Here is a 14,821-nt window from a genome sequence, read left to right as displayed (position 1 = left end):
CCCCTCTCGTCGAAACGGGAGGGTGGTCTGTTTCTGTGAGCAATCCCAGTCGGTGTGACCTGGTTCACCTTCTGGTTCACCTCGTATTTACTCAACACGCCCGAGCTGTCAATTCGGCCGACACGCCGCTCCAGAATCGATGCACAGGAAGAAAACTTTATGTACACGCTGTGACCTGCAGAAAAGGCCAAAACTCGAAAAGTTATACCCAGGTTATCCCCAGACGGTCAACACGGTTGTTCAACACCATCCACATTCCATCCACATGTTCATCCCCAAGCCATGTTGTGACTCCTGCCGATAGCGCTTAACGTCCGTGCAGCGTCTCTCTCGATGCCGTGCAACGGCGACGGGACAGTGCGAATCCGGTGCCGAAAAAGCTTGTCGGTGCCCGGGGGTAGAACTTGCTACATCGCACGGCCGGGTGACACCTGGCGGTGCCGACGACAATGGGGAGAGGACGGCCGGTTCGCGTGGCAGTTGTGGACGATCGAGGACAGTCCGACTACTCCGGCCCCTCGTCCAGCGAGGGGCCCGGCGAGGACTTCGGTCGCCAGCCCCCACAGGACATGGCCGCGGAGCAGTCGGTACTGGGCGGCATGCTGCTGAGCAAGGACGCCATCGCCGACGTGCTCGAGGTGCTTCGTCCCGGCGATTTCTACCGGCCGGCCCACCAGAACGTGTACGACGCGATTCTCGACCTCTACAGCCGCGGTGAGCCTGCCGACCCGGTGACCGTGTCGGCCGAGCTCGATCGCCGCGGGGAGCTCAAGCGCATCGGCGGCCCGCCGTACTTGATCACCCTCACCCAGACGACGCCGACGGCAGCCAATGCCGGGTACTACGCCGAGATCGTCGCGGAGAAGTCGATTCTGCGCCGGCTCGTACAGGCCGGCACCCGCATCGTGCAGTTCGGTTACGCCGGAGCGGACGGGCAGGACGTCGCCGAGGTCGTGGACCGCGCGCAGGCCGAGGTGTACGAGGTCACCGAACGCCGTACCTCCGAGGACTTCCTCCCCCTCGAGGAGCTGCTGCAGCCCACGATGGACGAAATCGACTCCATCGCCAGCCGCGGCGGCATATCCCTCGGTGTACCAACAGGATTCGCCGAACTCGACGAAATCACCAACGGCCTGCACCCGGGTCAGATGATCATCGTGGCGGCGAGGCCTGGCGTTGGTAAGGCGCTTGCTCTCGACACGCCGCTTCCAACGCCCGACGGCTGGACCACTATGGGCGAGGTGGCTGTGGGAGATCACCTCATCGACGCCCACGGGCTGCCGACCCGCGTCGTGGCGGCAACGGACATCATGCTCGATCGGCCGTGCTACGAAGTCGAATTCTCCGACGGCACAGTCATCGTCGCCGACGCTGAGCATCAGTGGTTGACCGAGACCAGGGCGTCACGCAAGTCGGCGCAGGCTGCGGCGGTCAACTCCAACCGGACTCGTAATCAGAAGACGTTCGCTGCAGTGCGCACCACCGAGGACATTGCGAACACGGTGCGCTGCGCGACGAAGGATGCGCGCATCAATCACTCGGTTACCAACGCCGAGGCCGTTCAGCTGCCCGAGCGTGAGCTACTGGTACCGCCGTACACCCTCGGCGCATGGCTGGGAGACGGAACGTCGGCCTGCGCGCAGATCACCAGCGCCGACCCCGAGATCATTGCCCGGATAGAGGGCGAAGGCCTGCACGTGGTGGCGTCCGAGAAAGCCGCACTCCGATACTCGATCAAGCTTCCTACCGAGGTCGTCGAGGCGAAGGACTGTGTCGTCTGCGGCAAGCAATTCGTTCCGTTTCCGCTCAGTGTCCGTACCTGCGGCCAATCGTGCGGCGGCAAAGCGCGTTTCATGTCCGCTCCGGTCGCGGCACCGACGTGCATCGACTGCGGAAAGGTGACGACCGGTCTGCACCGCTGCCAAGCATGTCGCAACTCGATCGGGACCGTGCAGGCGCGTCTGCGGACGATCGGCGTACTGGGCGACAAGCATGTACCGCTCGACTACCTCCGTAGTTCTGAGGCCCAACGACGTGCGTTGTTGGCGGGTCTGCTCGACACAGACGGCACAGTCACCGGGGGCGGCTCGGTTCAGTTCGCGGTCACCAACGAGCGGCTCGTTCTCGGAGTGCGCGAGCTGATCGTCAGTTTGGGCTATCGCGTGCAGATGTCGACCAGGAGTGTGCGAGGTCGGAGCGAAGCGTCGTCGACGGCATTCACATTGACGTTCGCAACGGACGATGTGGTGTTCGGTCTGCACCGCAAGCAGATACTGCACAAGGAACGTCGCGCTGCGGGATCCACTGTGCGGTCGGGTTCGCGGTTCATCGTCGACGTTCGCCGAGTCGACTCCGTTCCGGTTCGCTGTGTGGAGGTCGACAACGCGGATCATCTGTATCTCGCCAGTGAGTCGATGATTCCTACCCACAATTCGACGTTGTCGATGGATTTCATGCGTTCGTGCTCCATCAAGCACGGAATGCCCAGTGTCATCTTCTCCCTGGAGATGAGTCGCACCGAGATCGTCATGCGACTGTTGTCCGCTGAGGCGAAGATCAAGCTCGGCGACATGCGTTCCGGAAAGATGACCGACGACGACTGGACCAAGCTGGCCCGTCGCATGAGTGAGATCAGCGAAGCACCGCTCTTCGTCGACGACTCCCCGAACCTGACGATGATGGAGATTCGAGCCAAGGCCCGACGCCTCAAGCAGCGCAACGGCCTGAAACTCATTGTGGTGGACTACCTTCAGCTGATGTCGTCGGGCAAGAAGGTCGAGTCGCGTCAGCAGGAGGTCTCGGACTTCTCCCGTCAGCTCAAGCTGTTGGCGAAGGAACTCGAATGCCCGGTGGTCGCGGTCTGCCAGCTCAACCGTGGCCCGGAGCAGAGAACCGACAAGAAGCCGATGGTGTCCGACCTTCGTGAGTCCGGCTCCCTGGAGCAGGACGCCGACATGGTGATTCTGCTGCACCGCCCCGACGCGATCGAGCGCGACGACCCCCGCGGCGGTGAGGCCGACCTGATTCTCGGTAAGCACCGTAACGGCCCGACCGCGACAATCACTGTGGCACATCAGCTTCACTTGTCCAGATTCGTGGACATGGCGCGAGGCTAGGGCGATGTTCCCGTGGGCTGAGCGGGCTCATGCGTGGACTCCGGTCGTTGCGGTTTGTCCGACCGCGATTCGACTGCCTTGACGCCACTTCCGGATCAGGTTGTCGGGCCGCGCTTGGAGTTCGCGTAGATTGACGAGTCCGGTGATACCGGCATGGGCGCTGGCGGTTCGGCGACGTTCACACTCGGATGTGTCTTGATTCCAGCCGATGATTGGACGACAAGGCTGGACCACATCATCGACATGCGACGGGCTGTGCGCGATCTGTACCGAATTCCGATGAGACAGGAAGCGAAGGCGAACCATATTGTCGGAGTGAAGAAGGTCTACCGCGATCTCGGCCTGGGCGATGGGCAAATGCGCGACCTGTACCAGCGACATCTGAAATCCCTGGTCACCGTGTCATCCGGAGTCTTCGCAATATCAATTCGCAAGGACCTCGTGCAGAAGCGTGATCTCGACGTCTTCGATAGATCGTGGACGTATCTATTGGAACGACTGCGTAAGCGCAGTGATGCGAGCGGCGTTCCGATCGTGATCGTCCACGACATCGGTCAGAACGACGAGGTGCGAAAGCTGGTTCGCCGGTTTCGGCGTATTACTTGGTCCGCAGTAGGCGACCGGGTCAATGCGCGCCACATTGTCGAGGATTCTGTACCCAGAGATTCGCAGCAGTCCTACTTCATACAGCTTGCGGACCTTGTTGCCTACGCTGCTTCCGTGAAAGTTCTCCCCCGCAACGGGCGAACGGCGAAGATCTGCAATGACGAGATGTGGGACCTACTTGCGCCGATTCATGTCAACAAGGTTTCGCAGCGAGGCGACGGAATCTACTTGTTTCCGCCGAAATGAAGAGGGGCCTCCTCGCGGAGGCCCCTTGACGGCTAACCTACCTCGGCCATGCGGCCGGCTCAGCTAGCAAGTTCAGGACACCATGCCGGGGCCGACATAGTCAAGCAGTGAAGACGGAGGAGCACCGGGCACAGGGGTGCAGTTCAACTTGCCACGTCGGCGACGTGCAAGGCTTACCGCCCGACTTTCTCGAGTCAACGTCACCTGTCCAGATTCGTGGACATGGCGCGGGGCTAGGGCCGACAGCGCTGGGTCGCGTATTCTCTCGGAGAATCAACCGAGCACCTGACGCAGCATTCGACGAAAGAAATCCATGCCAGAGGATCAGAACACAGACGTTCCACCGAATCACCTCGCGATCGATCCGCGGAGCCCCTTCTACAACGAAGAGGTTCTTCGCCGGGACGTCGGTATTCGCTTCAACGGCGTCGAGAAGACGAGCGTTCGCGAATACAACGTGACCGAGGGATGGGTGCGCGTCGAAGTCCCGACCGCGAAGGATCGCTACGGCAATCCCATGCTCGTCAAGCTCAAGGGCACTGTCGAACCGTACTTCCGCGACGCGAAGTAGCGGCTACCGATCAGATTCTGTATCGGATCAGTCGCGAGCTGTTCCCGACCACCGCGACCGAAGACGCGTTGTGCAGAATCGCGGCGAGCACTGGAGACAGTGCTCCACCGGCGCTGACCACGAGGCCCAATGCATTCACGGCAATGGACATTCCGTAGTTCTGGCGGATGACGGACACCGAATGTCGACCGAGATCACGGACGTCGAGCAGCCGTGAAAGGTCGTCGCTGGCGAGAGCTACATCGGCCGTTTCGACGGCAACATCGGTGCCCGCCAACCCCATTGCGATTCCGATATCTGCGACGGCGAGTGCGGGAGCGTCGTTGGTGCCGTCACCGACCATCGCGACGACGTACCCCTCTTCTTGGAGCTTGCGGACGGCTTCGAGTTTGTCATCGGGCATCACCTCGGCCCGCCACTCGGCGATGCCCAGTTCGGCGGCTACGGCCGCTGCGGTCTCGGGGTGGTCTCCGGTGAGCATGACGATGCGTTCCACACCGTCGGCGCGGAGCGCATTCAACACTTCCAGAGCATTCGCCCGTACCTCGTCGCGCAGGCTGATCAACCCGACCAAGACTCCGTCGACTGCGAGCAGCAACGGTGTCTCGGCCTGACGCTGAAGGCGCGAAACCCAGTCGGCTGCATGGTCTGACACGGCGACGTTCTCGCTGCGCAAGAGCGAAGGACTGCCGAGCAGCAGAGTCCGTCCATCTGCGACCGTGCGCATGCCGAGCCCGACGAGCACTTCGCACTCCTCGTGCGGAGGAATCACGATGTGGCGTTCCTCGGTGCTGCGAATCACGGCCTCGGCCAACGGGTGTCGAGAGTGGATCTCGGAACTGGCGGCATACGCCAGCACCTGCTCCGGCTCCCAGTCATCCTGGAAAGACACGACATTGGTGACGACCGGGCGTCCGACGGTGAGGGTGCCGGTCTTGTCGAACACGAAGGCGTCGACCCTGCCTGCCTGTTCCAGATGTGACCCGCCCTTGATGAGAATCCCTCGGCGAGCACCGTTTCCGATGGCAGCGCTGATGGCCGTCGGAGTAGACAGTCCCACCGCACACGGGCACGCGACCAACAGCATGGTCATCGCTCGCCGGACATCGCGGGTGACAATGAGGGTGAGGGCCGACAGGATGAACGATGCGGGCACGAAGCGTCGTGAGAAGTTCTCTCCCACAGTCTGAATCGGAGCGCGATCTTCCTGTGCCTCCTCGACGCGGGAGATGATGCGGCCGATCGTCGTATCGCGGCCGACCGCAGACGCGCGGATGACGATGCGTCCTCGGACCACAACGGATCCGGCGTGGATCCGGTCGCCTGCAACGATCGACACCGGCAACGTCTCACCTGTGATCGCCGACTGGTCCACCACTGCATCACCATCGACGACGATGCCGTCAACCGGCACGCCGACGTGATCGTGCACGACGACGTCGTCGCCGATCTCCAGTCGATCGACGTCGACGGAGATCTCGGAACCGTCGGGAAGTCGGATCCATGCGGTGTCCTGTGTGCCGGTCAGGAGGTCGGAGATTGCTCGACGAGTGCGCTTGAGCGTCAGCTCCTGCAGGTATTCGCCGATGTTCAGGAGCCACAGCACGGTGAGGGCGACGACGTTCTCGCGCAGTACGAGGCTGGCCACGGTTGCGGCGCTGACGAGCGCGTCGGTTCCCGCCGTCCTGTTGCCGGCCAGTGAGCGCACCGCTCCTTTGAGGAACGGGTAGCCGGTGAAGATCGTTGCGCCGGTCGCAACGAGACGGCTGGTGGGGCCGAGAATGGGTGGTCGTCGGAAGGCGTAGCGACGGAATCCGAGTAGAACCAAGGCCGCCCCGCCGATGGTCATGCGCAGTACGTCGCCGCTGGTGACGTCCGCGGACCGTGGGCTACGGACGGGTACCAATGCCCAGTCGGTCGTACGACCCGCGTTCACCGCGTCGAACAGCTCGGTCCGGTCGATGCGCGAGCGGGAGTACCAGACGACAACCGATGCGGTGCGGGGGTACGCGTGGACGGCTCGCACGCCGCGAATCTTGTCCACATGGTCTTCGACGGCGACTGCGCGACCCGGACTCGACCGCAGCCAGTCGACCCGAAGCCGCATGCGGCCGGCGGCATCGGACAGGATCTCGATGCCATCCGCGCGATCGGGAGCCGCATCGAGGGAGTGTTCGACGAGCGTCGTCATAGTCGGCGTGCTGTCGCGGTCAGTGCGAGTGGCCGTGGCCGACTTCGGTGGCCGACGGTGGCGGCACCTCTTCGCCGATCCGGTCGCGTGCCTCCGCGACCACATCGGAGACTGCCAAACGCGCTGATTCGGCCTGGATCTCGGCCTTCCGTGCGGCGCGAAGGCCGAGTTCGGTTGCCGATACCGCAGCCTTACGGACGGGAGCCTTCTCGTACAGTTTCTTGGCACCGTTGTACGCGGCGACGCCGACTGCGCCTGTCACGACCGTCGATACTGCCTTCGCGACAATGATCGGAAACGCCATGTTGTAGCTCCTCGAAGTCGAACCTGTACCCACTTATTGGGAATCGTATTCGTTTTGTTCGGCTGTGGCGACTCCCGGGGTCGCCGAGCGTCATCGGGTCGGGCGTGTGGTGCGGAAAGCTCTTGTCACGTAGGGAAGTTCGACCGTGGCCGATGCTGTCAGGCCCAATTCGTCGAACAGCGCTGTGAGATCCTGATCGATGCGGTTGGTTTCATCGGGGGTCGCGGTGATGTAGAAGCTGCGCGACTTGACCAGGTCGGTCAGCTGGGACCGAGTCACCGTGCGTGACCACGTCCACCGCTCCTCGTCGAGCTGACGGAACGGTTCTGCGATCGGCGGTGGGCCGTAGTCGAACATGGCCAGGGCTCCACCACGCGAGACCACCGAGTTCAGTCGCCGAACCCACGGCTCCGTTTCGTCACGAATGTTCCAAATCAGTCCCAGGGTGCCGCCCGGGCGGAGAACCCGCCCGATCTCGCGTGACGCGGCCACTGGCTCGACCCATTGCCAGGCCTGCCCGAGCAGGACGGCATCGACGCTCCCGTCCTCCAGCGGCAGGGACTCGGCAGTACCGACGTGGGTGGGAACGCCGGGGACCGCGTCGCGCAGGGCGTCGAGCATGGCGGGATCAGGGTCGACGGCTACGGAGTCGCACCCGGCGGCCGCGATGATGCGGGTGAGCTTGCCGGTACCGGCTCCGACGTCGGCGACAAGAGGGCGTGCGACGGACTCGCGTGCGGGTTCCAGCAGCCATTCGACCGCGGCCGACGGGTATTCGGGGCGAGCAGATTCGTATATGTCGGCGACGGTCCCGAACGACGTCGAACTGTTATCTCGGCTAACCATATGGTCAGGCTACATCGCCTGCGTCAGTTCAGTTCGAGTTCGTAGTAGAGAGCCTTCGGACCCTCGCCGCGGCCTTCGTGGCAGTCGAAGCCACGCTTCTCGTACACGTGTCGCGCCGCCTCGTCGTCCTCGGAGGTGTTGAGGTCCATGTAAGTGGCACCCCTGCCGCGCGCGTGCTCGATGACATCATCGAGGAAGGCTGTGCCGTAGCCCTTCCCGCGTAGCTCAGGCTGGACGTAGAACTCGGCGAGGTAGGCCTCGGGGTCTGCGCTCAGCGTACCGATCCGAAATCGCAGAACGGCAACACCGATGGCGGGAGTCCCGAATGTCAGGACGCTGGTGTCGCCGGACTTCACCAACGTGTCGAGATGTGCTGCAAGCCAGTCTATCTCGGGCACCGGGTAGTTGTACTCCCGATTGAAATCGATCAACAGAGTTGCGGCCTCGGTGAATTCGGCAGGCTCCCGGACGGCACGTGTACCGCTGACTGAAGTCACCGTTTTCTCCTCCGTCAGTGATCCGGTTGAACGAGATTCTTGGCATCGAGCAGACCTAGACCGGGATGCATCTCGCGCAGCGCTTTGATGGCGTGGACAGTTCTGCCGGATTCTGCGACCACCGCGTCGACATCCTCGGCGGGTACAGCCTCGGGTCCGATCTTTTCGGGCATCAGCCAAGCCCGGCCGTGTCGGTGCCAGAGCCACGGAGCGGCTATTGCCAACACTGCCAGCTTTGTCCAGTTCCACAACGATGGTTCGGTCACGATGTCGGCGATCGTCGAGAACACGAGCAAGGTCAGCCAAATACCGAGCAGATACCGAGTCCACCGGCGTTGACGGTCGTTCATGTTCCCATGGTGTCACCGACGCTCGGTCGAGACAATGCGTCAACGACGCAATTCGGTATCGAGTCGAACCATGAGCACGCCGAACCTCGTACGCCCCGCGGCCGGAGACGGATACCGGCGCAAGACCGAACGTAGTGTCGTGTCGGCCTGGAAATCGATCCATTCGACTTGCTCCGCAACAGCTTCGGGGTGAGCGAGCACCAGGTGCACGGCAGATCCGAGAATGTGTTTGACCTGATGGGGGCTGTAGAGCGGATGGAGAAAGGCTGCACCGGCGGCGTGCATTGCTGACAAGGCGGCGTCCGTCGCCGCAGATGCCGGAGCCTCGCGGGCAGCTTTGTGTGCGGCCCAGGCAAGTTGGCGAAGTGCTGCTGTGCGGTGGCCGGTGTCTGCGAACGCCTCGGCACACTCGATCGCCGAGCGTGGACGGAGGTCACCTGGATGCGCTGCCTCGAAAAAGGGCAATGCCCGTCGGGCGCAGGTAGCGGCGAAGCCGACCACGCTTTGAATGTCGTCTTGACTCAGCGCTACTTCCGCAGGCTCGGGCAATTCAACCCACTCGGGTTCTGTGACGTGTAAGCACGAATCCGAACTTGCCCAGTATTGCCCCAATCAGCGCGCCGGTCGCTGCAGACACTGCGGGCAGTACGTACAACCACAGAGTGGATGGTCCTTGCGACCGGCGATCGAATGCTCGGTCGAAGCGTTCCATTGCTTCGCTGCTCATCGATACGCCCTCCAGGGGCTCGTAGCTTCCGAAGTAGACGACGTCGATCGGGTCCGTCATCATTTCGCCGATCAGATACCAGCCCAGTGGAGCCAGCCCGACGATGAATCCGAACAGGAGTAGAAGGACGACGAGATTGCGCACTGCCTCAGGCTATTGCCCCCGTCAACCGTCGTACACCTCTGTGGTGATGCAGAAGGGATGGCCGGCGGGGTCGAGGAGAACTCGCCATCGCGGGTCCGGTTGCTCCGTTGCTTCTGTTGCGCCACATTCGATTGCGTAGGCGACGGATGCGGCAAGGTCGCCTCCCGCATCGATGTCGAAGTGCACGATCGACACTGACGGCCAAACGGGCGGGGCGTAGTTCGCAATCTTCTGCGCAACGATATTCAGGCCCGTCTGCGTGCGAATTCCACAGCTCGATCGGTTCTCCCACAACAGCGTGCCGCCCAGAAGCACGAGATAGAAGCGAGCGAGCTCACCCGGCTCGCGGCAGTCGATGGATATTCCTGCTACGTCTAGATGCGGGCGCGACATGTCATGAGAATACGGTGGCCCCCAGCGCAAGGACCAGGATCGTGGACTTGGTCGTACGTGGTGACCTCAGTGTCCACAATTCGTCTCCACAATCGGAATCACGCTTCTCATCAGGCAGAGTGGGCGCTCACGTCAGTGGTGTCGACCGCTTTTTATGGAACCGCGCAGTTGCCCTCGCACGTCGAGCCAGTTCGTCGTGAATTGTGCTCGGTGCTCGGCTACAGCACCGCCCCGTTAGGAGCGCGCTGCCGCAGGGATACGGCGCTCTTGACCTCGAGTGCACTCGAGGTTGCAGGGTGAGGTCATGCAGATGACGTACGACGACTTGCCGCGACTCATGACGCTGATGACGGGCGACGAAAAGCACAGCACCAGCGCCACTTCGACACTGGACGTCCTGTGGGTGCTGTACTCCGACATTCTGCGGCTCGACCCAGCGAATCCTGATGACCCGAACCGAGACCGGTTCTACCTGTCCAAGGGGCACGGGCCGATGGCGTACTACGCAGTGCTCGCGGCACGGGAATTCCTGTCGCCGGAAGAGCTTTCATCGTTCGGCGGCTACGACTCTCCGCTGGGCAGTCACCCGGATCGAACGTTGGTTCGCGGGGTCGACATCGGATCGGGATCGCTCGGACATGGACTGGCGTTGGCCGCCGGAACTGCTGTGGCGCTGCAGATTCGGAACAGCAGCGCCCGCGTCTTCGTATTGATCGGCGACGCCGAGCTCGATGAAGGCAGCAATATGGAAGCCATTCAATTCGCTGCGCGATCGAATCTGGGCAATTTGACGGCCGTGGTGATCGACAACGATTCTGCCGGTCTGGGTTGGCCGGGCGGCATTGCGTCGCGTTTCGCCGTCGAAGGCTGGCACACCTCCGACGTCGACGGTCGAGACCACAGTGCTCTCCGCCAGGCGTTCCGCACCGATCACACAGACCGCCCGCACGTGGTGGTCGCTCACGTCGAAAAGAAGGAGGGCTGATGAGCGCAACGCTGGACCAACGTGAGTACTTCTACCGTCTGGTCCCCCACCTGTTGGCGCAGGACGAGCGAACAGCGTTGGTGCTGGCGGAGATCGGAGTCGGCTATCTCGAACCGCACCTGACCGCCGATATTCGATCGCGGGTGGTCAACGTCGGGATTCGAGAGCAGGCGATGATCGGTGTCGCCGGTGGTCTGGCTCTGGCCGGTATGCGTCCGATCGTGCACACTTTCCCGCCGTTCCTGATCGAGCGCCCTTTCGAGCAGGTGAAGCTCGACCTGGGACATCAGGGTGTCGGCGCGATTCTGGTGAGCTCCGGCGGTTCCTACGGATGGCCGCAGGGCGGCGAGACCCACTTCGGTCAGCGAGATGTCGCACTGCTCGACACTCTGGATGGGTGGACGGTTCACGTGCCCGGGCATGTCGACGACATCGACTGGATGCTACGCAGCTCGGTGGCATCGGACGACCGCGTCTACATCAGGCTCGACGGCATCAACAACCATCGCCCGTACGGGCACTCCGATGGGAGGTTCACCATTCTGCAACAGGGAAATTCCGGAACGGTGATCTCCGTCGGTCCGATGACGGACCGGGTGCTGGCCGCAGCCGAAGGGCGCGACGTGACGGTGCTACATGCGTCGACGATCAGGCCGTTCGACAGCCGCACGCTGCGGGCGACGTTGACCGCGCCCGACGTCATGATCGTCGAGCCGTACCTCGCGGGAACGTCTGTGCTGCAGGTGAACAGAGCCCTGGCCGATGTGCGTCATCGAGTATCGGGAGTCGGGGTCGAACCAGGAGAGCGTCGAAAGTACGGCACGGTGGCCCAACACGATCGGGCCAACGGGCTGGATGTCGAAGGCCTGTCTCGATCGATGACCGAATTCTTCGGATGATCAGCTCTGGCGGCGCTCGTATCTGCTCTTGGCAACGTCGTACGCGGATTCGAGCAGTGCCCGAATATGCGTCTCGGTCCGCGAAGACGGGTTGACCACCGACAACCAGCCGGCAGTGCCGTACTGAGGGTGGGCAGCGATGACGTCGTCGGTATCGGCCTGGGGTCCGTGTGCCGCGTCGCGAGGCACCACCCCCACGAACTTCTCGAATTCCTGTTTTGCTGCAACGACATTGACGCGAAATGCGTCCGGCCTGTGCAGCTGGGACAGCTCGTCACCCGGGTAGTTCTTGGTCACGATCGTGGCAAACGGCTGAGCGGTCGGGATTGTCCCGTCGGGTGAGTAGTAGAAGAACACATCACCCCACGCGAGGTCTGGCGTGCCATCACCTTCTCGAGGACGCTGCGCCACGGTGCCGTCGAAGCTGCCGACCAAATTCACGATGTCGTCGAGTGTCATGCATCGATCGTCACACGGCCGGAAGCTCCTGTCGCAGTGTTCAGCCGACTTTGTACGTACCGGTTCCGGTCGCGACGAGGCGGCCGGATTTGGTCCCGACGATGTCGACTCGACACGTCTTGAGGCTTCGGCCCGCGTGCATCCGAGTGCCGACGATGTCGATCCCCTCGGCATACACCGGCTCCATGAACTGAATGGACATGGAGACCGTGACACCCCGAAGTTTCTCGGGGACTGCGGATCCGGCCCAGGCGGCGGTCATGATCCCGATATCGATGCAGCCGGCGATCACGCCACCGTGCAGCATCTGGCCGACGGTGGACAGCTCGTCGCGGTACGGCAGCCTCAGTCGAGCTGTGCCCTCATCGATGTCGATGAGCTCGATTCCCAATTGCTGCACGAACGGTGATTGCGGAAGAAACATGGCCATGGCCGCGCTTCCGCTGGCCGGTGCCTGTACTTGGTCGGTTGTCATCGCTACCCTTCTATCGTAATTGGATTCCGACATCGGAATCAGAGTACGATAAGTTCATGGTCTTGGAAACCCCCACCGACAAGCGGAAGCGTCGAACGCACAACGCTGTGCTCGACGCCGGTCAAACGCTCTTCCTGGAGCACGGCTATCGCGGAACGACGATCGAGATGCTTGCTGCAACAGCAGATGTGGCAGTGAGTTCGATCTACGCCAACTTCGGCGCAGGCAAGGTCGATGTCTACACGGCACTGGCGTGGCGAACGGCGCTGGCCCATGTCGAACAAATGTCTTCACCCGTCGACGCGGTCGATCCTGTCCGTGTGGTCGCCGAGTTCCTCGATCGATACACCGCATTCCATCGCGGTAGTCCGCTGGCGCTGCGACTGCTGGGGTTGACCGACGTGGACAAGTCCGAGTCCGAAACGGTCGGCGCGGCCAAGGCCAAGATCGACAGGGCGCTCGGTGGGCTCATCGATTCGGTGACGCACGCAGTGACGGACGCAGGGTCCGACGTCGACCCTCGCGCTCTGGTCTTGAACGCCTGGGCAGCGATGAACGGCGCTGTGTCACTGCGGCAACGACGCATCGTCGACCAACCGATGCTCGACGCCATGCTCGCCATCACACGGGCCGATATGCTTCGGCATCTGAATGGGGCGTCCGATGAGAGCCGGTGAACTCAGTGCCGGGGGCCGGGTCCGAACTGTGGGAGATGCTCTGCGACAACAACTGTCGATGTTGCCCGGTACGTTGCTCGGTCCCCGCCGGAGTTCATCGAACACGCCGTGGTCGATTGTGGATGCACCGGACTCACGGTTGTGCCGCGACGCACTCGACGAAGCGCGTCAGTGCTTGAGTACCCCCGTGTTATTGCATAGTCTGCGGTGCTGGCAGTACGCGTCGGCGTTCGCGGCGGTGGACGACCTGTGCCCAGATTCGGAGGCACTCTATCTGGCGTGCCTATTGCACGACATCGCGCTCGGTAGCGAACAGGACCCGGCGGTCGGATGTTTCGCATTGCTCGGCGCGGAACGTGCCGGTACATTCGTCGTCGAACACGGCGGGGACCGGCGTACCGGGCATCTCGTCCACGAGGCAATTGCCAAGCACATGGACGTATCGACGCCGTCGTTGTCCGAGGCCGCCCTTCTCCACGACGCGGCGTATCTCGATGTCAGCGGCCGTCGGATACGTGAACTCGAAGCGCACTGCTACGCGACGGTCGAATCAGTTTATGTGCGAGATGGATTCGTAGCCGACTTCTCATCGAAGATCGAAGCCGAGTCGCGATTGCGACCGAAATCGACTGCTGCGACATTGTGGCGATCGGGAATGTCTCTCGCACTGAAGTCGAATCCACTTCAGCGCCGATTCAGATCGTCGCGGTAGCTATCGCGCGTCGGATGATCTGCTCGATTCTGTCGGCATCGTCGGCGTCTCTCGGCGCGTACAGAAACACGTACGTCTCGGGTAGTCCGAGGACGGGGCGTCCGGCCAATGGGTGCAACTCGCCCCATCCAGCGGAGATGACGGACTGGGCGTCGTCCGGCTGCATCACCACGTGCAGTGAGCCCTCGCTCTCGTGCACGTGCAGAACCTCACCCTTCGTTCGCGAGATCCACGGCGCGGCAGCTCCGATGTCCGAGACGTACAGCGCGTCGCCTCTGCGCTCGAATCGACTGCGCGCCAGATGGAACAGCCCGTTCGATCGAGCCTCGGCGGTCACTGCGGCAGTGAGTCGGTCGATCAGCGCGGCGGTGGCATGGTGGGTGAGCTGCCGGTGGGGTATCGGGTACGGCGCGATTGTCGGCCTGGGGCCGGGTCGGTGTTCGATCTGCCAGTGCAGTCCGGGGCTCGCCGCGCCGTCGACTCTCATCGTGTCGCGTCGGGCGAGTGGCCTCAGGGCAGTGGTGATCAGCCAGCCGCCGATGTTGGCGGGGAGACCGCCCGGCCCCAGCTCGATCCACGCGGCGTAGTCGTTCTTGACCTTCTGCACGGGATCAACGTAGCTG

18 protein-coding genes are annotated in these 14,821 nt (G+C 62.6%); 7 read left to right on the top strand and 11 right to left on the bottom strand.

Annotated features, from left to right (window positions below):
• Positions 1 to 473: 473 nt before the first annotated feature.
• The 3 genes from dnaB to MTX35_RS14250 all read left to right on the top strand — a co-directional run bounded on the left by dnaB (position 474) and on the right by MTX35_RS14250 (position 4,539).
• Positions 474 to 3,116: a replicative DNA helicase gene (gene dnaB / locus MTX35_RS14260; protein WP_243595612.1), complete on the top strand. Its 2,643-nt coding sequence runs from the start codon at positions 474 to 476 to the stop codon at positions 3,114 to 3,116.
• Positions 3,117 to 3,245: 129 nt separating this feature from the next.
• A complete protein-coding gene (locus tag MTX35_RS14255) occupies positions 3,246 to 3,968 on the top strand; it encodes a DUF3800 domain-containing protein (RefSeq protein WP_308198134.1) in 723 nt (240 codons plus the stop codon).
• Positions 3,969 to 4,281: 313 nt separating this feature from the next.
• Entirely contained in the window at positions 4,282 to 4,539 is a 258-nt protein-coding gene (locus MTX35_RS14250) for a DUF3297 family protein (RefSeq protein WP_094611446.1), read from the top strand.
• 10 nt (positions 4,540 to 4,549) lie between these two features.
• On the opposite strand, the gene MTX35_RS14245 is transcribed toward MTX35_RS14250, so the two are convergent.
• The 8 genes from MTX35_RS14245 to MTX35_RS14210 all read right to left on the bottom strand — a co-directional run bounded on the left by MTX35_RS14245 (position 4,550) and on the right by MTX35_RS14210 (position 9,991).
• A complete protein-coding gene (locus MTX35_RS14245) occupies positions 4,550 to 6,730 on the bottom strand; it encodes a cation-translocating P-type ATPase (RefSeq protein WP_243595610.1) in 2,181 nt (726 codons plus the stop codon).
• Positions 6,731 to 6,749: 19 nt separating this feature from the next.
• Complete coding sequence (locus tag MTX35_RS14240; RefSeq protein ID WP_243595609.1) at positions 6,750 to 7,034, bottom strand: DUF1490 family protein; 285 nt, start codon at positions 7,032 to 7,034, stop codon at positions 6,750 to 6,752.
• Positions 7,035 to 7,124: 90 nt separating this feature from the next.
• Positions 7,125 to 7,880: a class I SAM-dependent methyltransferase gene (locus tag MTX35_RS14235; RefSeq protein WP_243595608.1), complete on the bottom strand. Its 756-nt coding sequence runs from the start codon at positions 7,878 to 7,880 to the stop codon at positions 7,125 to 7,127.
• A 23-nt stretch (positions 7,881 to 7,903) separates the two neighbouring features.
• Positions 7,904 to 8,377, bottom strand: a complete 474-nt coding sequence (locus MTX35_RS14230; RefSeq protein WP_243595607.1) for an N-acetyltransferase — start codon at positions 8,375 to 8,377, stop codon at positions 7,904 to 7,906.
• Positions 8,378 to 8,391: 14 nt separating this feature from the next.
• Positions 8,392 to 8,727: a hypothetical protein gene (locus tag MTX35_RS14225; RefSeq protein ID WP_243595606.1), complete on the bottom strand. Its 336-nt coding sequence runs from the start codon at positions 8,725 to 8,727 to the stop codon at positions 8,392 to 8,394.
• A gap of 39 nt (positions 8,728 to 8,766) precedes the next feature.
• Positions 8,767 to 9,276, bottom strand: coding sequence for a putative immunity protein (locus MTX35_RS14220; RefSeq protein WP_374230299.1), 510 nt, complete (start codon positions 9,274 to 9,276; stop codon positions 8,767 to 8,769).
• Between the two features lies 1 nt (position 9,277).
• Positions 9,278 to 9,598, bottom strand: a complete 321-nt coding sequence (locus MTX35_RS14215; protein WP_243595604.1) for a hypothetical protein — start codon at positions 9,596 to 9,598, stop codon at positions 9,278 to 9,280.
• Between the two features lie 21 nt (positions 9,599 to 9,619).
• Positions 9,620 to 9,991, bottom strand: coding sequence for a VOC family protein (locus MTX35_RS14210; protein WP_243595603.1), 372 nt, complete (start codon positions 9,989 to 9,991; stop codon positions 9,620 to 9,622).
• A 310-nt stretch (positions 9,992 to 10,301) separates the two neighbouring features.
• Between MTX35_RS14210 and MTX35_RS14205 the strand changes: the two genes are divergently transcribed.
• Both MTX35_RS14205 and MTX35_RS14200 read left to right on the top strand, forming a co-directional pair.
• Positions 10,302 to 10,976, top strand: a complete 675-nt coding sequence (locus MTX35_RS14205) for a thiamine pyrophosphate-dependent enzyme (RefSeq protein WP_243595602.1) — start codon at positions 10,302 to 10,304, stop codon at positions 10,974 to 10,976.
• Positions 10,976 to 11,875, top strand: coding sequence for a transketolase family protein (locus MTX35_RS14200; RefSeq protein WP_243595601.1), 900 nt, complete (start codon positions 10,976 to 10,978; stop codon positions 11,873 to 11,875). The genes MTX35_RS14205 and MTX35_RS14200 overlap by 1 nt, the downstream gene beginning before the upstream one ends.
• On the opposite strand, the gene MTX35_RS14195 is transcribed toward MTX35_RS14200, so the two are convergent.
• On the bottom strand, positions 11,876 to 12,334 hold the full coding sequence (locus MTX35_RS14195) for a DUF6194 family protein (protein WP_243595600.1): 459 nt from the start codon (positions 12,332 to 12,334) through the stop codon (positions 11,876 to 11,878).
• 40 nt (positions 12,335 to 12,374) lie between these two features.
• Positions 12,375 to 12,809, bottom strand: coding sequence for a PaaI family thioesterase (locus tag MTX35_RS14190; protein ID WP_243595599.1), 435 nt, complete (start codon positions 12,807 to 12,809; stop codon positions 12,375 to 12,377).
• 56 nt (positions 12,810 to 12,865) lie between these two features.
• Here MTX35_RS14190 and MTX35_RS14185 point away from each other — a divergent pair, with 56 nt between their 5' ends.
• Together MTX35_RS14185 and MTX35_RS14180 are read left to right on the top strand one after the other, a co-directional pair.
• Entirely contained in the window at positions 12,866 to 13,486 is a 621-nt protein-coding gene (locus MTX35_RS14185; protein WP_243595598.1) for a TetR/AcrR family transcriptional regulator, read from the top strand.
• A gap of 187 nt (positions 13,487 to 13,673) precedes the next feature.
• A complete protein-coding gene (locus MTX35_RS14180; protein WP_243595597.1) occupies positions 13,674 to 14,198 on the top strand; it encodes an HD domain-containing protein in 525 nt (174 codons plus the stop codon).
• Here the strand turns inward: MTX35_RS14180 and MTX35_RS14175 are convergent.
• Positions 14,182 to 14,805, bottom strand: coding sequence for a hypothetical protein (locus tag MTX35_RS14175; protein ID WP_243595596.1), 624 nt, complete (start codon positions 14,803 to 14,805; stop codon positions 14,182 to 14,184). The two genes, MTX35_RS14180 and MTX35_RS14175, sit on opposite strands and share 17 nt — an antisense overlap.
• Positions 14,806 to 14,821 lie beyond the last annotated feature (16 nt).

The sequence above is a fragment of the Rhodococcus sp. ARC_M12 genome (assembly GCF_022810385.1).
GTDB classification, from domain to species: Bacteria; Actinomycetota; Actinomycetes; order Mycobacteriales; family Mycobacteriaceae; genus Rhodococcoides; species Rhodococcoides navarretei.
This window is presented reverse-complemented; position numbering and strand designations above follow the sequence as displayed.